The sequence below is a fragment of the Achromobacter deleyi genome, from assembly GCF_902859705.1.
GTDB lineage: Bacteria > Pseudomonadota > Gammaproteobacteria > Burkholderiales > Burkholderiaceae_B > Achromobacter > Achromobacter deleyi.
Map to the genome: position 1 here is coordinate 41,329 of NZ_CADIJO010000031.1, position 20,614 is coordinate 61,942.

Here is a 20,614-nt window from a genome sequence, read left to right on the forward strand (position 1 = left end):
ATGACCGCCACCGCCGCCCTGCTCGCCTTCACCCTGGCCGCCGCCATCCTGACCATCACACCGGGGCTGGACACCGCCCTGGTGCTGCGCACCGCCGCGGTCGAAGGCGGACGCCGCGCCTTCATGGCGGGCCTGGGCATCTGCGCGGGCTGCCTGGTATGGGGCGCCATCGCGGCGCTGGGGCTGGGTTCGCTGCTGGCGGTATCGACGCTGGCCTACGATGTGCTGCGCCTGTGCGCGGCCGTGTACCTGTTCTACCTGGGCGCCAAGCTGCTGTGGCGCACCCTGCCCGGCCGCCGCGCGGCAACGGGCGCCAGCGATGCCCCGGCAGCGGTCGCGCCCACCAGCGCCAGCGCGGCCGGCTGGTTCGCACGCGGTTGCCTGACCAACGCGCTCAATCCCAAGGTGGGCGTGTTCTACATCACCTTCCTGCCGCAGTTCATTCCCGCGGGCGCGGACGTGCTGCGCTTCAGCCTGCTGCTGGCCGGCATCCACGCCCTGCTGGGCGTGCTGTGGTTTGCGCTGCTGGTGGCGGCGACCCGGCCGCTGGCGCGCTGGTTGTCGCGCCCCGCCGTGATGCGCGGGCTGGATCGCATGACTGGCGCCGTGTTCATCGCCTTCGGCATCCGGCTGGCGCTGGAAAAGCGCTGACGCCCGCGCGGCGCCCGGCCGGCGTCGGTGTGCCGGCGCGTCGCGCCGGGCACACTGCCGTCACTGCACCGGCAGCTTGGCCGCACGCACCACGGCGGCCCATTTGACGGTTTCCTTTTCGGCGTAATCCGCCAACGCCTGCGGCGCGCCGCCCACGATTTCATCGTTGCCCAGCGCCACCAGCCGGTCGCGCACGGCCGGATCGGCCAGCACTTCATTGAAACAGCGGTTCAGGCGGTCGACGATGGCGGCCGGCGTGCCCGGCGGCGCCACGATGCCGCCCCAGGCCACGCCTTCGAAGCCGGGCAAGACGCCTTCGGCGACGGTCGGCAGGTCGGGAAATTGCGGCGAGCGCGCCAGGCCCGTCGAGGCCAGCGCCCGCAGCTTGCCCGAGCGGATGTAGGGCGTGATGCTGATGGTGTTGTCGAAGATGGCATCCACTTGCCCTCCGATCACGTCGGTGGTGGCCGCGGGGCTGCCGCGATACGGCACGTGGATCATCCGCAACGTCGACGCCTGCGCCAGCATTTCGCCGGTCAGGTGGCCGGACGTGCCCTGGCCGGGCGACGCGAAGGTGACCTTGTCGGGATGCTGGCGCACGTATTCGACGAATTCGGGCAGGGTCTTGACCGGCATGTCCGGATTGACCGCCAGCACGTTGGCGACCTTGAGCACGAAGATCACGGGCGTGAGCTTTTGCGGATCGTAGGGCAGCTGGCTGAAGGTGCTGCGGTTGATCGCCAGCGTGACGTTGTTGGCGTAGCCCAGCGTGTAGCCATCGGGCGCGGCGCGATACACGTCCAGCATGCCGGCGATGCCGGACGAACCCGGCTTGTTCTCGACCACCAGCGTCTGGCCCAGCCGCTTGCCGGCTTCCTGCGCCACCAGGCGCATCACCGTGTCGGGCGAGCCGCCCGCCGCCGACGGCACCACCAGCCGGATCGGCCGCGATGGATATTCCTGCGCGTGGCTGGCCTGGGCCAGCAAACACGCCGCGCCCGCGGACAGCAGCGCGGCGCCACGTTTCAAGACTCGGTGCAACATGGTTTTCCCCTGGATCTTCTTTGGCCGGGAGACGGCCCGGCTCAGGCAGTCATCGTAGGCGCTTATGAAACGTTTGATCCATTAATGATTACCCCGATATAAATGTTTCACAATCGGACCAAAAGAAGCGCGGCCGGACAAGGTCGGGCCGCGCTTCTTTTGGTCCAGGCCGCCTCGCGGCGGCAGGCGTCTACCGCATCAATACACGCCGATAGCGTGCCGCGCGACGTAGTGCCCTTCGCCCACCTGCACCAGCGGCTCGACCAGGGGGTCGTCGCCCAGTTTGCGCATCGGGCTGGGGATCTCGTCGACCAGCAGCGAACGCTCGCGGTGGCGCCGCTGCGGATCGGCAATGGGTACCGCCGCCATCAGCTTCCTGGTGTAGGGATGCTGCGGATTCTCGAAGATGGCGCGGCGCGGGCCGATCTCGACGATCTGGCCCAGGTACATCACCGCCACGCGGTGGCTGACGCGTTCGACCACCGCCATGTCGTGCGAGATGAACAGGAACGACACGCCCAGTTCGCGTTGCAGGTCCAGCAGCAGGTTCACGATCTGCGCCTGGATCGACACGTCCAGCGCCGACACGGATTCATCGGCGATCACGACCTTGGGGTTCAGCGCCAGGGCGCGCGCAATGCAGATGCGCTGGCGCTGGCCGCCCGAGAATTCGTGCGGATAGCGGTCGATCATTTCGGGCGCCAGGCCGCATTTGTCCATCAGCCAGCGCACCCGTTCCTGGGCCTCGCGGCCACGCGCCACGTTGTGGATCAGCAGCGGTTCCATGATGGAATAGCCCACCGTCATGCGCGGATCGAGCGAGGCGAACGGGTCCTGGAAGATGAACTGGATGTGCCGGCGCAGCGTCTGCATGGCGCTGCCGCGCAGCGCGCCGATGTTCTGGCCGTCGAATTCGATCGAGCCGCCCTGGCTCTTGACCAGCTGCAGCAGCGACCGGCCGGTGGTGGTCTTGCCGCAACCCGACTCGCCCACCAGCGACAGGGTTTCGCCGGGATAGAGGTCGAAGCTGACCTTTTCCACGGCGTGCACGCGCTTTTGCACCCGGCCCAGGATGCCGCCGGTGATGTCGAAACTGGTGGTCAGGTCGCGCACCTTCAGCACCGGGCCGTTTTCGCGGCGCACGGTGGAAGGAGCCGCCACGGGGGCCTGGTCCGGCAGGGGCTTGTGGGCCGCTTCCTCGACCTTCAGCAAGGGGAACGGCGCGGGCTCGTCGGTGCCGTGCATGGCGCCCAGGCGCGGCACGGCCGACAGCAAGGCGCGGGTGTAGGCATGCTGCGGCCGCGCGAAGACTTCGTCGGAACCGCCCTCTTCGACCTTGTCGCCGCGGTACATGACCAGCACGCGGTCGGCCACTTCCGCCACCACGCCCATGTCGTGCGTGATGAAAATGACGCCCATGTCCATTTCTTCCTGCAGCTGGCGGATCAGCTGGAGGATCTGGGCCTGGATGGTGACGTCCAGGGCCGTGGTGGGCTCGTCGGCGATCAGCAGCTGCGGCTTGCACGACAGCGCCATCGCGATCATGACGCGCTGGCGCATGCCGCCGGACAGCTGGTGCGGATAGCGGTCGAGAATGGCGCGGGCCTCGGGAATGCGCACGCGTTCCAGCATGCGCAGCGTTTCGGCGCGCGCGGCCGCGGCGTCCAGCCCCTGGTGCAGCTGCAAGGCCTCGGCGATCTGGTTGCCGGCCGTGAAGCTGGGGTTGAGCGAGGTCATGGGCTCCTGGAAGATCATGGCCACGTCAGCGCCGCGCACGCGTTGCAGCGTGCTGTCGGGCGCGTTGACCAGGTCCAGCACATCACCATTGCGACGGCGCAGCAGCATGCCGCCGTTGACGATCTTGCCGCCGCCATATTCCACCAGGCGCATCAGCGCCAGCGACGTCACCGACTTGCCCGAGCCGGACTCGCCCACGATCGCCAGCGTTTCGCCGCGATCGACGTGGAACGACACATTGCGCACGGCCTCGACCGTGCGTTCGGGGGTCTTGAAGCGTACGGTCAGGTCGTTGACCTGGACGACGCGTTTGGGATCCATTGTTGCCATGGTGATCATTTTTCCTGACGGGGATCCAGCGCGTCGCGCAGCCCGTCGCCCAGCAGATTGAAGCCCAGCACCACCAGGAAAATGGCCGATCCGGGGAAGATCGACATCCAGGGCGCCTGGGTCATGAAGTTCTTGGCGGTGTTCAGCATCGAGCCCCACGACGGGTTCGGCGGCTGCAGCCCCAGGCCCAGGAACGACAGGCTGGCCTCGGCGATGATGGCCGTGGCGATGGTGATGGTGGCCTGCACGATCAGCGGCGGCATGACGTTGGGAAACACGTGCCGGGCGATGATGCGCAGGTCGGACGCGCCCAGCGCGCGGGCGCTCTGGACGTAGTCTTCGTTCTTCACGGCCAGCACCTGGCCGCGCGTCAGGCGCACGAACTTGGGCGCGGCCGACACGCCGATGGCGATCATGGCGTTGATCAGGCTGGGCCCCAGGAAGGCCGCCAGCGCAATGGCCAGGATCAGGAACGGAATCGCCAGCAGGGCTTCGGTGGCGCGGGAAATGACGCTGTCGGTCCACCCGCCGAAGTAGCCGGCGGCCAGGCCGAACGGCACGCCGACCGCCAGCGCGATCAGCACCGACACCAGGCCGGCCATGAGCGAGGCGCGCGCGCCATAGACCATGCGGCTGAAGATGTCGCGGCCCAGTTCATCGGTGCCCAGCCAGTACGAGGCCGACGGCGCCTTGCGGATGGTGGTGAAGCTGGTCTGGAACGGATCGTGGTTGGCGATCAGCGGCGCCAGGAGGGCCAGCAGCACGAAGAACAGCACGATGGCCAGGCCCAGCATGGCCACGTGGTTGCGTTTGAATTTGCCCCAGGCGCGGTTGCGGCTGCGGGGCGGCGTGACGGCAGCGGCCGTTGCAGGAAGTGCGCTCATGAGTGCCTCAGGCGGGGATTGACCAGGATGTACAGGATGTCGGCCAGCAGGTTCATCAGGATGAAGCCCACTGCAACGCAGAGCACCACGCCCTGCACCACCGCGTAGTCGCGCGTGAACACCGCGTCGACCACCAGCTTGCCGAACCCCGGGATCGTGAAGACCTGCTCGGTCAGCACGGCGCCCGCCAGCAATTCACCAAACAGCAGCGTCACCAGGGTGACGATGGGCATCAACGCATTGCGCAGCGCGTGGCGCAGCACCACCCGGCGCGGCGACACGCCCTTGGCGCGCGCGGTGCGCACGTAGTCGGCCGACAGCGCTTCGAGCATGGCCGAACGGGTGTGGCGCATCAGGTAGGCGGCGATGGCCGTGGACAGCACCAGCGCCGGCATCAGCATGGTCTTGATCGACAGCCAGAAGTCTTCGGCCGGCGACACATAGCCCGACGCCGGCAACAGCTTCCATTGCACGGACACCACCATGATGAGGATGATGCCAAGCCAGAAATTGGGGATGGACATGCCGGACAGCGCCGCGATGTTGGCGCCCATTTCGATGGGCTTGCCCTTGCGCACCGCGGCCAGGATGCCCATGGGTATGCCCACCAGCAACGCGAAGAACATGGCCATGGCCGCCAGTTGCAGGGTCACGGGCAGCTTCTGGGCGATCAGCGTGGTGACCGGCACGTCGGTGCGCAGCGACTTGCCCAGATCGCCCTGCACCACCTGGGTGGCCCAGGCGACGTACTGCATCGGCAAGGGATCGTTCAGGCGGTATTTTTCGCGCAGGTAATCCAGCACGGCTGGGTCGCGCTCTTCGCCGGCCATGGTCAGCACCGCGTCGCCGGGCAGGATTTTCTGCAGCATGAAGACGATCATCGACACCAGTATCAGTGTCGGTATCGCGACGATCACGCGGCGCAAGATAAGTTTAAGCATGTGGGAAAACCGTAGAACAAAAGCGGTGGACGGAGCCGGGCCGGTCAGGCTTGGCGCACGGCCACCGCGGGAAACAAGCGGCCGCGCGAAACGCGCGGCCGGCGGGCGCGGCGGCAAGCCGCCGCATCCCGTTTACTTCTGTGCGAACGTCACGCCCTTCAGGCGGATCATGCCGTCCGGGTACGGCACGAAGCCCTTGACCTTCTTGCCCAGCGCGAACGGCCACGGCTGGTAGTAGTTGTACACCCCGGGCAGTTCGTCCTGGATGATCGCCTGGGCCTGGTCGTAGATGGCGCGGCGCTTGGTTTCATCCGGCACCGTGCGGGCCTCGTTGAGCAGCTTGTCGACTTCCGGGTTGCAATAGTGGCCGTCGTTCAGGGCACCCTTGCAGGTCACGAAGGTGTGGATGTTGCCGTCCGGATCGACCCGGCCCGACCAGCCCAGCATCACGACCTGGAAGTTGCCGCCGGCCGATTCCTTTTGCAGCGCGGCGTATTCCGTGGGCCGCAGCGACAGGTCGAAGCCGGCTTCGGAGGCCATCGCCTGCACCATTTCGGCCACCGACGAGGTGGTGGTGTTGTTGCCGAACATGACTTCGGCCTTGACGCGGTCAAAACCGGCCTGCTTGAGCAGCGCGCGCGCCTTGGCGACGTCGCGCTTGGTCACGGGGAACTTGTCGCTGTGGTAGGGGCTGGCGGGCGGGAACGGCTGCTGCGCCGGTTCGAAGATGCCGCCGCCGGCCACGTCGTTGATGGCGTTGCGGTCGATGGACAGCTGGAACGCCTGGCGCACCAGCTTGTTCTTGAACGGGTTGTCTTCGGCGCGCTTGCCGTTGCCCACGTTGAACATGAACTGCTGGAAGCCCAGGCCGGCCACCGGTGCGAAGGTCAGGCTGGCGTCGGTCTTGACCTGCGGCGCGTCGGACGGGTTCAGGCGTTCGAGCATGTCCAGGTCGCCGGCGCGCAGGTTCGACAGGCGCACGGTGGTGTCCGGGATGGGCAGGAAGGTGATGCGCTTGAAGGCGTAGTCCTTGGCGTCGTAGTACTGGTCGAATTTCTCGAGCACGACGCGGTCGTTCTGGATGCGTTCGACGAACTTGTACGGGCCCGAGCAGATGGGCTTGCGACCCACCGAGGCGACGTCGGGATCGGCGAAGGTCTTGGGCGACAGCATCATGCCGGCGCGGTCGGACAGCTGCGCCAGCAGCGTGGCGTCGGGCTGCTTGAGCGTCAGCACCAGCGTGGTGGCGTCGGGCGCGTCGACCTTCTCGACCGAGGCCAGTTCGCCCTTGCGCAGGCTGTCGGGCAGCGTCATGGCGCGGTCCAGGTTGGCCTTGGCGGCCGCGGCATCGAACTTGCTGCCGTCGTGGAACAGCGCGTCTTCGCGCAGCTTGAAGGTCAGCACCTTGTTGTCGGGGCTGAACGACCACGAGGTGGCCAGCTGCGGCACGAAGTGCAGCTTGGGATCGATGTCCACCAGCTTGTCGCACAGCGAGGTGAAGACGATGCGGCCGACGTAGGTGCGGGCGCGGTGCGGGTCCAGGACGTCGGGATCTTCCTGCAGGCCGATCCGGATGTTCTGGGCGCAGGCGGCGCCGGCGGCCAGCGCCAGCACGCTGGCGCCGAAGGTCATGGTCAAGCGTTTCATTGTGTTTTTTCCCCTTGAGGCTGCACTGCCGAGTATCAGAAGCCGACGGCCTGGCCATCGCGGCGGCTGTCGCTGGCGGCGACGTAGCCCAGCTCGTTGTCGCTTTCGGACATGCGCCAGATGAATTGGCCGGCGCCGAAGTCCATGTAAGGATCGTCCACCGACTTCAAAGCATGCCCGAGGTCTTTCAGGCCCGCAATAGTGGAAGCCTTCATATTGGTCTCGATATCCAGCGTGAAATCGCGGTTGACCTTCCAGCGCGGCGCGCAGCAGGCGGCCTGCGGGTTCTGGTGATAGTCGATCATGCGCACGACGGTCTGCATGTGGCCCTGGGGCTGCATGTCGCCGCCCATCACGCCAAAGCTCATGACCGGCTTGCCGCCACGGGTCAAGAAGCCCGGGATGATGGTGTGGAACGGGCGCTTGCCGCCTTCGACCACGTTGGCCGACTTGGGATTCATCGAGAAGCCCACGCCGCGGTTCTGCATGCTGATGCCGGTGCCCGGCACCACCACGCCCGAGCCGAAGCCCATGTAGTTGGACTGGATGAACGAGATCATCATGCCGTTTTCGTCGGCGGCGGTCAGGTAGACGGTGCCGCCGGCATGCGGACGGCCGGCTTCGAAGTGGGTGGCGCCGTCCAGGCGGATCAGCTTGGCGCGGCTGTCCAGATAGTCGTCGGACAGCATCTGCTCGGGCGTGACTTCCATCGAGCGCGGGTCGGCCACGTACTTGTACAGGTCGGCGAAGGCCAGCTTCATGGCTTCGATCTGCACGTGCTGCGACTGCACCGAATCGACCGGCAGGCTGGCCATGTCGAAGCGTTCGACGATGCCCAGCGCGATCAGCGCGGCGATGCCCTGCCCGTTCGGCGGAATTTCATGCAGCTCGTAGCCGCGGTACGACTTGGAGATCGGCTTGACCCATTCCGGGCGGTAGCCGCGCAGGTCTTCCAGCGTCATCGCGCCGCCGCCTTCCTTGGCGAAAGCGGCGATGCGCTCGGCCAGTTCACCTTCATAGAAGTCGCGGCCATGCGATTCGGCGATGCGGCGCAGCGTGTTGGCGGCGTCCGGGAAGCGGAAGTGTTCGCCGACCTTGGGCGCGCGGCCTTCCGGCATGAACGCCTGGGCGTAGCCCGGCTGATTGCTCAGTTCCTTGGCGGCGGCGGCCCACTTGTGCGCCACCACCGGCGGCACGGCATAGCCGCGCTCGGCGATTTCGATGGCGGGCTCGAACAGTTGTTCGAACGGCAGCTTGCCCAGCTTTTCGTGCAGGGCCGACCAGCCGGCGACCACGCCCGGCACCGTCACCGAGTCCCAGCCGCGCTTGGGCTGGATGGCCAGGCCGTCGGGGCCCGTGCCGTACTTGCGCTTGAAGTATTCGACGTTCCAGGCGGCCGGGGCCACGCCCGACGAGTTCAGGCCATGCAGTTCCTTGCCGTCCCAGACGATGGCGAAGCAATCGCCGCCCAGGCCGCACGACACCGGTTCGACCAGCACGATGGTGGCGGCCGCGGCGATGGCGGCGTCCACGGCGTTGCCGCCCTTGAGCAGCATGCGCAGGCCTGCCTGGGCCGCCAGCGGGTGCGACGTGGACACCACGTTGCGGGCGAACAGCGGGATGCGGACGGAGGGGTAAGGGTTGACCCAGTCGAAGGATTTCATGGCGCGTGTCTCAGATAGGTAAGCCCGCGAAGGTACTCCCGTGATCTAATTAAATCAATTTGATTTTTTGTTCGCTCATAAAAGAAATTTTTGTGAGTCAACGGGGGCTTTTCCTGCACAGATCGCCCCTGGATTCAACCCCGGAATCACCCTGATGAGCACCATCCGCTTCTTGCGCACGTTCCTGGCCGTGGCCCACCACGGTTCGTTTTCCGAGGCTGCCGAGCAGGTCGCCCTGACCCAGGCCGCCGTCAGCTTCCAGATGCGCTCGCTGGAAGCCGAGCTGGGGCGTGAATTGTTCGACCGCAGCGGGCGTCTTGCCATTCTTAACGCAGCCGGCCGAGAATTGCTACCGGAAATCAAGCACTTGCTGGATTTATACGACCGCATGCGGCTGCCGCGCACCGTGCCGGGTGAACTGGCGGGGTCGGTGTCGGTGGGCAGCATCGTGTCGTGCATGGGCACGCTGTCCAAGGTCGTGTCGGGCATGAAAAAGGCCCATCCCAAGCTGGACGTGCGGATTCTGTCGGGCAAGGCCAGTGAACTGGCCGGCAAGGTCGAAGACGGCGAGCTGGATGCGGCATTCCTGGTGGAAGCCGGCCGCAAGATGGCCAGCACGCGCTGGGTGCCGCTGTATGAAGAACCGCTGGTGGTGATCGCCTCGCCGTCCGCTGCGGGCCGCGATGCCCGCCAGGTGCTGGCGGGCAACCCCTTCTTGCGGTTCGACCGGACCCAGCGCACCGGGCTGCAGATCGACCGGCTGCTGCGGCGCCTGGCGGTGCCGCTGAACGAATTCCTGGAACTGAACGCGATCGAGACCCTGGTCGAGCTGGTGCGCCAGGAGGTCGGCGTGACGCTGTTGCCGCTGATCAACGGCTCGAACTGGCACGCCAGTCCGGAACTGCGCATCCTGCCCCTGCCCGCCGACCTTGGCCCGATGTCGCGGGCCATCGGCATGCTGGAACGGCGTGAACACGCCCGCCAGGGCATCACCGCGGCCATCTGCGAGGCCTGCGCCGCGGCATTCCGGGCACGCGAACCCCAAGGGGCCGCCCCGGCCTGACGGCGACGCCAGGCCGGGGCGGCAGCGCCCGGGGGCCAGCTGAAACAGAACGGCCCCGGACCTGCCCAGAGATGACAGGTTCCGGGGCGCGCGGGGCCGTGCCTTACGTACCCATCGCCGGGTCGGTCACCGTCGGCTTGCCCGTTTCCACGCGGCCGGCAAAGCGGCGCAGGTAGGCGGGGTCTTCGTTCAGGCGCACCGAGAAGTCGTACCAGGCGCCGCTGGCCTTCAGGGCCCACGACTGTTCCACCTGACTGCCCGCCGGCACCGTGAACGACCACTTCTCGTTATTGGTGTAGTAGGCGTTGGGCGTAACGACGAACGTGACCGGCTTCGTGCCGCTGTTGATGAAGCTGGCGTAGACGTCGCCGTTGGCCACGTCGTAGCAGACGCGGATCTCGGCATCGAGCTGCTCGCTGCGGGCCAGGGCCAGGTCACCGGCAAAATGGCGCAGGTAGCCGTTCGGACCCATCACCCACAGGTCGTACTTGCCGCCGTCGGCGGCCGTGTCCCAGCTGCCTTCCAATTGCTTGTTCGGCTCGACCGTATAGCGGCGCGGCAGGCGGTCCAGGTGCAGGCGGTCATAGACGTGGAACACGCCCGTGGCCGTGCCGGTGTTGGCAAACACCAGCCACATGGCGCTGGTGCCCGGCTGGGCTCGGCCGCTGGTGTGCAGTTCGTAAGGCAGCGGACGCGAGAAGCGCACGCCGGTTTCCTGCACGGGCTTGGCCTGCGTGGTGGTGTCGGGCAAGGCCACCTGGGGCAGCGCCTGCTGGTCGGCACGGGTCTGGTCCGCCTGGGCCTTGGTCAGCAAGCTCAGGTCGGGCAGCTTTTCGTTGTTGGGCGTGGCGAAATTGAAGGCCGACGTCAGGTCGCCCAGCACGGCGCGGCGCCACGGGCTGATGTTCTTTTCCGCCACGCCGAAACGCGCTTCCAGGAAACGCAGCACCGAGGTGTGGTCGAACGCCTGCGAGTTGACCCAGCCGCCGCGGCTCCAGGGCGACACGATGTACATCGGCACGCGCGGACCGGGGCCATAGACGCGGTTGTCGGCCGCATCCTGGGCGGAAGGCCGAGTGTGGCGTTCCAGGTCGGTGTTGACGGTGGATGCGCCCGCCATCGAGCCGTCCGGGTTGATCGACGGCGCGGCCGGCGACGGCACGTGGTCGAAGAAGCCGTCGTTCTCGTCGAAGTTGACCAGCAGCACGGTCTTGCTCCAGACGTCCGGGTTGGCCGTCAGGGCGTTCAGCGTTTCCTGGATGTACCAGGCGCCCTGCACCGGGCTCGACGGGCCGGGGTGCTCGGAATAGTTCGCGGGCGCGACGATCCAGGACACCTGCGGCAGGTTGCCGTTCATCACGTCATCGCGCAGGGCTTGCAGCAGGCCGCCGTCCGGCATCGTGTTGGCGGTGCCTTTGTACAGCGGGTTGGTCGCGTCCGACGCGGGCGTCCAGGCCGGCGGGTTGGGCGTGACGGTGGGGTCGTTGCCCGACAGTTCGTAGGCCTTGCGGAACTGGCGGAAACCGGCCAGCGGGTTGTCGGTGAAGTTGTCGGGCAGGTTCTGGTAGACCTTCCAGGTCACGCCGTTTTCCTGCAGGCGCTCGGGGTAGGTCTTCCAGGTCCAGCCGATGGTCGAGGCGCCCAGGCCGTCCCACTGGTTGCGGGTGGACGGGCCGTTGCCCTGGGCCAGCGGATCGTTCGTGCCGGTCCAGTGGAACAGGCGGTTGGTGTTGGTGCCGCCGTGCGAGGCGCAGTGATAGGCATCGCACAACGTGAAGGCCTCGGCCAGCGCGAACTGGAAGCCCAGCTCTTGCCGGGTGTAGTAGCCCATGGACTGGTTCTGCTTGTAGCGCGGCCACTGATACAGGCGGCCACCGTCCCAGGCGTTCTGCGCGTCCAGGTAATCGTGCGGCGTGCCGGACACGCGCTGGGCGTTGCCCTTGGTGCTGTCCAGGTGATACGGCAGCACCACGCGGGTGCCGTTGGTCTGTTCCCAGACCGAGCGGTTCTGCGGCAGCGGCACGGTGATGCGGTCGCCAAAGCCGCGCACGCCCTTGAACGTGCCGAAGTACATGTCGAACGAACGGTTTTCCTGCATCAGGATGACCACGTGCTCGACGTCGTTGATGGTGCCGGTGCGGTTGTTGGCGGGAATCGCCAGCGCGCGGCGGATGGCCGGCGGGAACATCGACAAGGCGGTCAGGCCGGCGGTCGAGGCGGCGGCGTTGCGCAGGAAGCGGCGCTTGCCGGCGTGGATCGGGTCTTTTTCGGACGTCACAGGTGCTATTCCTTGAATTCTGATTGGGGCGCCGCTGTCAGGGCGCGCAACGCAATTGGGGCTTGACGGGCTGGGTCGGCTGGGTCGGCGTCTCGGGGTTGCCGCCGCCGGGGGTGCCGCTGTCGCTGTCGTCGTCCTTGTCGCCGCCGCAGGCGGTCAGGGTGGCGGCGATCATCAGCACCGCGCCCAGGCGCAGGAACGCGCGCAAGATCGGGGAAGTATTCATGTTGTATCTATCCTTGGGACATCAGGGGATCAGTTCGGAAACGGACTTGCCGGACAGGGCCAGCGACTTGACCTCGGCTTCGGTCAGCGCGCGCGACCAGAAGGCCAGGTCGTCGAAATACATCGTGTAGGGGCCCTTGGTGCCGGCGCAGCACACGCCGTAGGTGCCCTTGCCGTCTTCATTGAGGCCCAGGTGCGGGCCGAACAGGCCGGCGATCTTGGTCAGGTCGACCGCGGCGGTGGGCGTGGAACGGCTGGTGAAGCCCAGTTCCGGGTCGTAGACGTAGGCCGACATGGTCTTGGCGGTCTTGTCCACGGACATGGCCACGTACACGGGTTTGTTGGGCGTGAACTTCACGCCGTTGATGTCGACCCGCGTACCGCCAGCCAGGTTGAAGCGCAACTCGGGGCCGGCCCACTGGGCGATGGTGATGCCGGGGTTGCCGCCCGAGTTGTAGTCCTTGTTGCCCAGGATGGAGCGGTCGTTGGCGGTGCCGTCCGACTGGTACCAGAAGCCGATGGTGAAGGCATTGACGGTGTCCAGCAGGCCCGCCGGATAGTCCAGCTTGAAGGCGCCGATGGGGTCGCCGGTACGCACGTTCTGGAACATCTTGCCGAACACGCCCTTGTCGGCGAACACCGGCGTCTGCGTGCCGTCGTAGGGGGTGATCGCCCCGCCGCCGGCGGCCTTGTCGGTCAGGTTGCCTTCGAACGGGAACAGCATCGTCAGGCCGGTCCGCAGCGACGGCAGCAGCGGCACCGGCGCCGTGTACACCACCGTGGCGCGCACTGCCGTCACGGCATTGCCCACCGAGATGGTGTAGTTCAGCTCGTGCATGCCTTCGGTCGTGAACGAGAACGCGGTGTCGACATAGTCGGTCGCCGTGCCGGGCAGGCGGGCGATTTCGGCGCCGTCACGCGCAATCACGATGTCGCCGGTCGGGATGCCGACGCGGGTCCAGTTCAGCGACACGCTCTTGTTGTCCATCGACGTGCGGCTGGCGGCGCGGCGCAGGGCCACCGACTCGGTCAGGGCAGCGCCCGCCATGTCGTACTGGCCGGCCGCCGGCAAGGCGCCCAGGTGCGCCAGCACGGTGGGCGCGGCGTCGGCGGCGCTGGGCAAGGCGTACCAGGCGCTGTTCCAGACGCCGTCGAACGACGCGTCGTCGGCGCTGCCGCCCAGCAACTGCGGCCGGTTCATCGCCAGCAGCGTGGTCTTGTTGAGCGAGAGCTGCAGGCCGTCGCTGCCGCCCGTGCGGTCCAGGCCATGGCTGGACGCCACCACCACCAGCCAGTTCTCTTCCGGATGGTCGGCGCGGCGGCCGGCCACCTGGGCCAGCAAGGCGCCGATGGCGCTGTCGGTCTGGCGCAGGGTGGCCTGGTAGCCGGCGCCGAAGCCGGCGGCCAGGGCCGCGGTCTCGGGCGCGCCGAACTGCGCCACCACGACGTCGTAGCCTTCGGTGATGCGATCGCGCGCCTGGCTGGCCACGCAAGTGTCCACGCCCGCACAGTCGGTCAGGCTTTGCAGGTAGCCGGCGGCGCGGTCATTGCCCGCCAGGCTGGCCAGCAACGTCGCATTGAAGGCCGCTGCCGTGCGCGCGGCGGGCTTGGCCGTCTTGACGCGCTGGAACAGCGTCGGCGTCTTGGGCGCCTGGCCCGGTGCGTTGCTGCGCACGCCATGCTGGTCGGCCCACTGGCCGGTCAGGAGCGTGGTCCAGCCCGGCACCAGCAGCGTGGGTTGCTGCGTCACGCCGCCCGTCACGCCGCCGGTCCAGCTGCGCGTCACGGTCAGTTGCGCCAGGCTGGGCAGGGACTTGTCCGCCACGCTCTGGCGATAGGCGTCGTACGTCAGGCCGTCCACGCCAATGAAAAGCACCTTGTTGGCCGCAGACGCGGCAGGCGGCTGCGTCGCCGGCGGCGTCGCCTCGTCGTCGTTCTTGTCGTCGCTGCCGCCGCATCCGGCCAGCGCGCCCAGGGCGGCCAGTGCCGCGCACCAGCGCTTCCACTTCATTACCTGCATGTTCTTTCCCTTTCGAAACCCGCTTTGTGGGTGGCCCACATAGTGGCTTCGCAAGGTGAACGACGCATGAAGCAAAGAAAGGAATCGCTGATCGACGGATCAGGATTTTTTTCTGATGCGACACAGACGGAAACAAAGCGAAGGGACCGGCACGCCGGTCCCTTCGAGGTCTCACGCGGGCGGACGCGGCGTTTTGCGCGCTGCCTCCGCCCTGTTCGGCGCCAGGCCGATCAGTTGCCGATCTTCACGCCGGTCAGGTAGCCCACCGACGCGCCGAAGCCGTCCTTGTAGTTGGCCTTGACCAGCGGTTCCAGCGTGGGCCGCACCTTGGCGTGCACGCTGCCCCAGTCGGCGGCGTGCTGGAAGTTGCTGGTGATGTAGGTCCAGCCGTTGATCTCGTCCACCGCCTGCAGGCCGGTGGATTCAGCCGCCACCGGGCACGACAACAGGCGCGACAGCGCCTTGGTGTCGACGTTGTAGGCCCACAGGAAGTTGTTGACGTGGCCGCCGCTATCCTCGCCCACGAACAGCGTGCGCAGCTTTTCCGAGAACTTCAGGTTGTCGGGGTTGGAGATCTTGTCGGCATTGTGGGTGTTGCCCAGTTCGTCGACCGGCGAGATCGGCGCGCCGACCAGTTCGGCCACGGCCGCCATGTCCACGGGCACCCATTCGCTGTCGATCGCCTGGCCGTTGGTGTCGACCTGGCCGGCCTTCATGTGCAGCTGGTAGACGGCGCCGGCCGAGTTGGCCGTGACCTTCATGCCGGCCACGGTGCCGTCGACCATCGAGCTTTCGATGCGCGACATGGCGCTGTAGGCGATCTTGTCCTTGACGTTGACCGTGGTGCCTTCCATCTTGGTAAAGCCCAGCGTGCCGCCGACCAGCGCGGCGTAGCGGTGGGTCTCCAGGAAGGCGGCGGCCTGGCGGCGGCCCGGCATCAGCTTGACCCAGTTGTCGCCGCCGCTGAAGCGGATCTTGGTGAAGGTGTTGTCGGCGGGGTCCGTCTTGCGCACGTCCATGATGTCGGCGGCGGTCAGCTGGTCGGCCAGTTCCTTGACTTCGGCGCTGGTAGCGTGGCCCAGGTTGATCCAGGTCAGCGTGCCGGCGCCCGGGCCGGTGCCCGAGGTCTGCGTCCACTTGGCCACGTACAGCGAGCCCGACGACAGGTCGGCCTTGCGGTCGGCCACGAACATGAACAGGCCGCCGTTGGTGGCGTCATCGCCCATCAGCGCGGTGCGCTGGTCGGGCATGATCTGGACCAGCTCGTGCGAGATGCGGCCCATGCAGTAGTGCTTCTTGATGCTGCCGGTGCCGTCCGGGTTCACCGTCACTTCCGGCATGTGGCCGTAGTGGTACGGGTTGGCCTTGTTGGGGTCGTTGAACAGGTTCTGGCTGTAGGCCTGGAACTGCGCCTGGGTCTTGGCGACGGTGGCGTCGGGTTCGTACTCTTCGCTGGACAGGTGGGTGTTCCAGGGCGACAGGCTGGCGCCGCAGGTGATCCACAGGCCGTTCACCGACGAGGTGTCGACGTTGCTGTACTTGACCAGGCTGAGCTTGCCGGTGGCCGGGTCCTGCGCCAGGGTCAGCACGGCGATCGGCGACGGCAGGCGGCCGTACATGTCGTTGCCGGCCTGGTCCATCGACTGATATTCGAACTGCACCACGGCGAACACGGTATTGCCATTGACGCCCGGCACCTTGGGCGCTTCCAGCTTCAGCAGCGACATGCCGTCCGGGCAGTTCGAGAAGAACGCGCGCGCCTTGGCAGGCACCGAGTTGTCCATGATGGGCGCGCCGGTGTTGTCGAAATAGGCGCCGGCGATGATGCTGCCGCCCTTGCCGTCCGGCACCGCGTCGCCGGTCATGAAGAACTGTTCGTAGCCCAGGTCGACCTTGCGGGTCGAGCCGTCGCTGAACGTCAGCACCATCGACGAGCCCACCGTGGTGCGCGCCATCAGGGCGGGGTTGGCCAGCGAAGGCGCGGGCATCGACGTGAACGAAGCGGACTTGAACGTGACGTTGGGCGCGGGCGGGTTGCCCGGCGTGACGACTTCATCATCGTCATCGTCGCTGGAATTACAGCCCGCCAGCAGCGCGGCCATGCTTACGCCGCCCAGCGGCAGCATCGGCGCACCGCCGAGCATTTTCAGAAGGCGACGGCGGTTGGCGTGTGTCGTGTCTTGCATCGTTGTTTCCTGTGGGGAGGGGTCAATGCCGCGGGGCTTCGCCGCAGCGTGCACGCATGCTAGACAGGCGGCATTTAAGCTTGATGACAGCGCTTCGTTTGCATCTTGAAAGCAATTGCGCCGCGCTATCGCGGACTTGTCATGATCGGCCGCTATAGTCGGGCGCATTCCTGTCTGCGCGTCCCGCCTGTCGGTGCGCGCCTTTCGCCTTGCCCTTCATGCCTTTGTCCCTACGCTTGTCCCTACCCGCGGCGCCTGCCGCGCTTCGTGTCCTGGCCGTGCTGGCGCTGGCCGCCGGCCTGGGCGTCTGGGGTGCGGTGCTGCTCGCACCCGGCCCTGGCCCCCTGCCCCCCGCGCTCTCGGCGCCCGCACCGCGCGCCGCCGACAACACGCCGGTGGCGCTCTGGTTCGGCCGCGATGAAGTGATGCGCACGCAGATCAGCGTGCTGGGCGTGATTGCCGCCGGCACGGATGGCGCCGCCGTCTTCAGCGTCGACGGCGGCCCGCCGCTGGCCTGGCGCGTGGGCGATGAAGTCGCGCCGGGCATTCTCTTGAAAGAGATCGGCGCCGACGCGATCACGGTCGAGCAAGGCGGCCGCGCCAACCGCCTGGCGGCCCCGGTGTTCCCGGCCCCCGCGGACGGCATCGCCAGCGCGGCCAAGTGAGCGCGCTCAGGCTCATATTGCTGTCATATTTCATGTCCACAATCCTCCGCTTCTACTGAAAGACCGGAGTTGTAAAGTGCGTCAGACATCGCGTGGGCCTGCCCGCCAGCAAGGTTTCACCCTGATCGAGATCATGGTGGTCATCGTGATCATGGGGATTCTTGCGGCCCTGATCGTTCCGCGCGTGCTCGACCGTCCCGACCAGGCCCGCCAGGTGGCGGCGCGCCAGGATATCGGCGGCATCATGCAGGCGCTCAAGCTGTATCGGCTGGACAACGGCCGCTACCCCACCACCGCCCAGGGCCTGCGCGCGCTGGTCGAAAAGCCCGAAGGCGCGTCCAACTGGCGCGGCTACCTGGACAAGCTGCCCAATGACCCCTGGGGCCACCCGTATCAATACCTGAGCCCTGGCGTCAAAGGCGATATCGATGTGTTCTCGTTCGGCGCCGACAACAAGCCCGGGGGAGAAGGCGGCGATGCCGACATCGGTTCGTGGGAACTCTGAACGCGGCTTCACGCTAGTCGAAGTCCTGGTGGTGCTGGTGATCGTCGCCATCGCCGCCAGCATGGTCAGCCTGTCCATCGGCAAGGGCCCGGACCCGCTGCGCGACGACGCGCAGCGCCTGGCCGACGCCTTTACCGTGGCCCAAAGCGAAGCCCGCAGCGACGGCCGGCCGATACGTTGGCTGCCCGCCGCCGGCGGCTGGTCGTTCGAACGCCAGGGCCGCGCCGACTCGCCCACCGCCGACGAAGACGTGACGCTGCCCGTGGACAAGCTGGAACGCGACGACGCGCTGCGCCCGCGCGCCTGGCTGGCCGGCCCCGTGCAACTGCGGCTGAATCCGAACCGGCCGCTGGTCTTCAATACCGAGTGGGTGGCCGATCCGTTCAGCCTGCAGCTGCGGGCGGGCGAATCGCTCGTGACGCTGTCGCGCGATGCGTCGGGACACTATGACATCCGCTGAATTTCCCGCTTTGCGGCAACGCCAGCGCCAGCGCGGCTTCACCTTGATCGAGGTGCTGGTGGCGCTGGCCATCATCGCGGTCGCGATGGGCGCGGCCCTGCGCGCCACCGGCGTCATGGCCGCCAACAACCGCGCGCTGCAGGACAAGACGCTGGCGCTGCTGGCCGCGCAGAACGCGCTGACGCAGTTGCGGCTGGAGCAGACGCTGCCGCGCGCCGGCACGCAGACCGTGCCCTGCCCCCAAGGCGGCCTGGCGCTGCGCTGCGAGCTGGAATTCACCAATTCGCTGAACCGCAGTTTCCGCCAGGTCTCGGTCAAGGTCCGCGACAACGCGGACGGCGGGGTCCTGCTGCAACTGGACGGCCTGTTGTCGAGCCTGCGATGAGTCTGCTCCACACCTCGCCCCCAACCCTGCGCCACGCTCGCCGCCCCCGCGGCCGCGCCGAAGCGGGCTTCACGCTGATCGAAGTGCTGGTCGCCCTGGCGTTGATGGCGCTGGTCAGCCTGATGGCCTGGCGCGGCCTGGAAAGCGTGTCCAGCGCACGCGAATGGATCTCGCAGCAGGCCGAAGACACCGACGCCATCGTGCGCACGCTGGGCCAGATCGGCCGCGACGCCGAACTGGCCTACAACGGCCCGTCGTTCGCTTCGCCCGGCATCGATGCGCGCGTCTTCACCAGCGGCATCCGCCTCTTGCCTGGCACCGCCGGCGCCCAGACGCTGGAAATCCTGCGGCCCGATCCGGACGGCAGCGGCCGCTGGCAGCGCGTGCAATGGTCCGTGCGCAAGGACGGCCTGTGGCGTGCCAGCGGTGTTTCGGCCGAACAGGCGCCGCTGCCGCCCGCGGGCGACGGCGTGCTGCTCCTGCCCGGCGTGCGCGCGCTGGTGCTGCGCGGCTGGGTGCCCGGCGCCGGCTGGATGGATACGCGCTCGCCGTTTTCGGCCACGCCCAGCGGCATCGAGATCGCGCTGGACCGCGGTGCGGGCGCCGACACCCGGCGCTACAGCCGCATCCTGGAGCTGCCATGAACGCGCCCCGCCCGCGCGAACGCGGCGCTGCCGTCATCAGCGCCCTGATCATCGTGGCCATCGTGGCCGCGCTGACCACCAGCCTGTTCCAGCGCCAGACCGCCAGCACACGCCGCGTCGAAAACGAAATGGCACGGGTGCAGGCGCGCATGATGCTGGCCGGCGGCATCGACTGGGCCCGCCTGGTGATCCGCGACCACGGCAAGCGCGAATCCACCACCCGCGGGGACCAGATCTGGGCCACGCCGATACTCGACACCCGCATCGAACGCCCCGGCGATGACCGCGTGGCGGTGTTCTCCGGCCGCGTGCAGGACGAACAAGGCAAGTACAACCTGAACAACCTGGCCAACCATGGCGTGCCGCAGCCCGAACAGGAACAGGTGCTGCGGCGCCTGCTGGCCAGCCTGCGCCTGCCCGACGCGCTGGCCGCGCGCATGCTGGACATCATCGTGGCCAGCCAGCCGCCCGCACAGCCGGCCGATGCGCCCACGCCGGCCCAGGGCGGCCAGACCCCGGATGCCCGCGCGCCGCAGCCGCGCGGCATCGACGACGTGGCCGCGCTGCTGGGGCTGGAGCCCGCGGTGCGCAACGAACTGCGCCGCACCATGACCGTGCTGCCGCTGGCCACCAATGTCAACGTCAACACCGCGCCGCCGGAAGTCATCGCCGCGCTGGTGCCGGGCCTGTCGCTCAGCCAGGCCCGCGCCATCACCGGCGAACGCGACCGCGGCAACTGGTTCAACAACAGCGGCGACTTCGCCAACCGGCTTGCCGCCACGGGCGTGAAGACCCCGGCGCCGGCCGTCGTCACCGCCAGCGGCTGGTTCATCGCCAATGGCGTGGTTGCCTACGAACGGGCCCGGGTCTCGATGCAGGCGCTGATACGCAGTGCCCCGCCGGCCGCGCCCGACACCCTCTGGACTAGAGAAAATCCGTGAAGAATTCCTTGCGCATCGCGCTGCCCCCCCTGGCCGAATTCGGCCCCGGCTCGCCGCTGCCCTTTGCGTGGTTCGACCGCCGCGGCAATTGCGCGCGCCGCGGTGAACTGACGCTGGCCGCCCTGGGCCAGGCCTATCCGCAAGCCGCTTGCGAAGCCGTGCTGCATCCCGGCGACGTCATCGCCGCCACCGTGCAGGTGCCCGCCGTGGCCCGCGCGCGTTTCGGCGCCGCGGTGCGCAGCGCGCTCGAACCCCTGGTGCTGAGCGACCTGGACGACCTGGCGATCGGCCACGGCCCGCGCGCCGCCGACGGCTCGGTGCCGCTGGCCTGGGCCGCGCGCGAG

At 67.7% G+C, this 20,614-nt stretch carries 18 protein-coding genes and 1 pseudogene; 9 read left to right on the top strand and 10 right to left on the bottom strand.

The genetic code is table 11. The features are described from left to right. Window positions 1-651 carry a LysE family translocator gene (locus HV798_RS27925; RefSeq protein ID WP_175193845.1) on the top strand — a complete coding sequence of 217 codons (651 nt, stop codon included), beginning with the start codon at window positions 1-3 and terminating at the stop codon, window positions 649-651. Between the two features lie 60 nt (window positions 652-711). Here the strand turns inward: HV798_RS27925 and HV798_RS27930 are convergent, their stop codons facing one another. From HV798_RS27930 to ggt, 6 genes are all read right to left on the bottom strand, one after another. Further along, entirely contained in the window at window positions 712-1,695 is a 984-nt protein-coding gene (locus tag HV798_RS27930; RefSeq protein WP_175193846.1) for a Bug family tripartite tricarboxylate transporter substrate binding protein, read from the bottom strand. A 198-nt stretch (window positions 1,696-1,893) separates the two neighbouring features. Beyond that, window positions 1,894-3,753: a dipeptide ABC transporter ATP-binding protein gene (locus HV798_RS27935; protein ID WP_175193895.1), complete on the bottom strand. Its 1,860-nt coding sequence runs from the start codon at window positions 3,751-3,753 to the stop codon at window positions 1,894-1,896. A gap of 14 nt (window positions 3,754-3,767) precedes the next feature. Then, window positions 3,768-4,646 carry a nickel transporter permease gene (gene nikC / locus HV798_RS27940; protein WP_025138945.1) on the bottom strand — a complete coding sequence of 293 codons (879 nt, stop codon included), beginning with the start codon at window positions 4,644-4,646 and terminating at the stop codon, window positions 3,768-3,770. Beyond that, window positions 4,643-5,587 (bottom strand): ABC transporter permease, encoded by a 945-nt coding sequence (locus HV798_RS27945; protein WP_025138946.1) that lies wholly within the window; start codon window positions 5,585-5,587, stop codon window positions 4,643-4,645. The genes nikC and HV798_RS27945 overlap by 4 nt, the downstream gene beginning before the upstream one ends. 132 nt (window positions 5,588-5,719) lie before the next feature. Further along, on the bottom strand, window positions 5,720-7,234 hold the full coding sequence (locus HV798_RS27950; protein WP_175193847.1) for an ABC transporter substrate-binding protein: 1,515 nt from the start codon (window positions 7,232-7,234) through the stop codon (window positions 5,720-5,722). Between the two features lie 35 nt (window positions 7,235-7,269). Continuing rightward, window positions 7,270-8,898 (bottom strand): gamma-glutamyltransferase, encoded by a 1,629-nt coding sequence (gene ggt, locus HV798_RS27955; RefSeq protein WP_025138948.1) that lies wholly within the window; start codon window positions 8,896-8,898, stop codon window positions 7,270-7,272. Between the two features lie 154 nt (window positions 8,899-9,052). On the opposite strand from ggt, the gene HV798_RS27960 reads away from it, so the two are divergent. Continuing rightward, window positions 9,053-9,961, top strand: a complete 909-nt coding sequence (locus HV798_RS27960; protein ID WP_025138949.1) for a LysR family transcriptional regulator — start codon at window positions 9,053-9,055, stop codon at window positions 9,959-9,961. 103 nt (window positions 9,962-10,064) lie between these two features. Here the strand turns inward: HV798_RS27960 and HV798_RS27965 are convergent, their stop codons facing one another. From HV798_RS27965 to HV798_RS27980, 4 genes are all read right to left on the bottom strand, one after another. Next, window positions 10,065-12,239 carry a phosphocholine-specific phospholipase C gene (locus HV798_RS27965; protein WP_175193848.1) on the bottom strand — a complete coding sequence of 725 codons (2,175 nt, stop codon included), beginning with the start codon at window positions 12,237-12,239 and terminating at the stop codon, window positions 10,065-10,067. Window positions 12,240-12,276: 37 nt separating this feature from the next. Further along, window positions 12,277-12,465 (bottom strand): hypothetical protein, encoded by a 189-nt coding sequence (locus HV798_RS27970; protein WP_175193849.1) that lies wholly within the window; start codon window positions 12,463-12,465, stop codon window positions 12,277-12,279. A gap of 21 nt (window positions 12,466-12,486) precedes the next feature. Beyond that, a complete protein-coding gene (locus HV798_RS27975) occupies window positions 12,487-14,484 on the bottom strand; it encodes a LamG-like jellyroll fold domain-containing protein (RefSeq protein WP_175193850.1) in 1,998 nt (665 codons plus the stop codon). Window positions 14,485-14,714: 230 nt separating this feature from the next. Next, complete coding sequence (locus HV798_RS27980) at window positions 14,715-16,670, bottom strand: PhoX family protein (protein ID WP_175193851.1); 1,956 nt, start codon at window positions 16,668-16,670, stop codon at window positions 14,715-14,717. Between the two features lie 218 nt (window positions 16,671-16,888). Here HV798_RS27980 and HV798_RS27985 point away from each other — a divergent pair, with 218 nt between their 5' ends. The 7 genes and pseudogenes from HV798_RS27985 to HV798_RS28015 form a co-directional block, all read left to right on the top strand. Continuing rightward, on the top strand, window positions 16,889-17,335 hold the full coding sequence (locus tag HV798_RS27985) for a general secretion pathway protein GspC (RefSeq protein ID WP_175193852.1): 447 nt from the start codon (window positions 16,889-16,891) through the stop codon (window positions 17,333-17,335). A 76-nt stretch (window positions 17,336-17,411) separates the two neighbouring features. Next, window positions 17,412-17,840, top strand: a complete 429-nt coding sequence (gene gspG, locus HV798_RS27990; protein ID WP_029954106.1) for a type II secretion system major pseudopilin GspG — start codon at window positions 17,412-17,414, stop codon at window positions 17,838-17,840. Then, the gene (gene gspH / locus HV798_RS27995; RefSeq protein WP_175193853.1) at window positions 17,812-18,300 is read left to right on the top strand and encodes a type II secretion system minor pseudopilin GspH; all 489 of its coding nucleotides are present in this window, start codon (window positions 17,812-17,814) and stop codon (window positions 18,298-18,300) included. The genes gspG and gspH overlap by 29 nt, the downstream gene beginning before the upstream one ends. Next, the gene (gspI, locus tag HV798_RS28000) at window positions 18,287-18,685 is read left to right on the top strand and encodes a type II secretion system minor pseudopilin GspI (protein WP_025138957.1); all 399 of its coding nucleotides are present in this window, start codon (window positions 18,287-18,289) and stop codon (window positions 18,683-18,685) included. Before gspH ends, gspI begins: the two co-directional genes overlap by 14 nt. Continuing rightward, window positions 18,682-19,329, top strand: coding sequence for a prepilin-type N-terminal cleavage/methylation domain-containing protein (locus tag HV798_RS28005; RefSeq protein ID WP_175193854.1), 648 nt, complete (start codon window positions 18,682-18,684; stop codon window positions 19,327-19,329). Before gspI ends, HV798_RS28005 begins: the two co-directional genes overlap by 4 nt. Continuing rightward, window positions 19,326-20,270 (top strand): type II secretion system minor pseudopilin GspK, encoded by a 945-nt coding sequence (gene gspK, locus HV798_RS28010; protein ID WP_175193855.1) that lies wholly within the window; start codon window positions 19,326-19,328, stop codon window positions 20,268-20,270. Before HV798_RS28005 ends, gspK begins: the two co-directional genes overlap by 4 nt. Then, window positions 20,267-20,614 (top strand): annotated as a pseudogene (locus tag HV798_RS28015) (type II secretion system protein GspL); the annotation flags it as partial. The gene gspK and the pseudogene HV798_RS28015, both read left to right, overlap by 4 nt.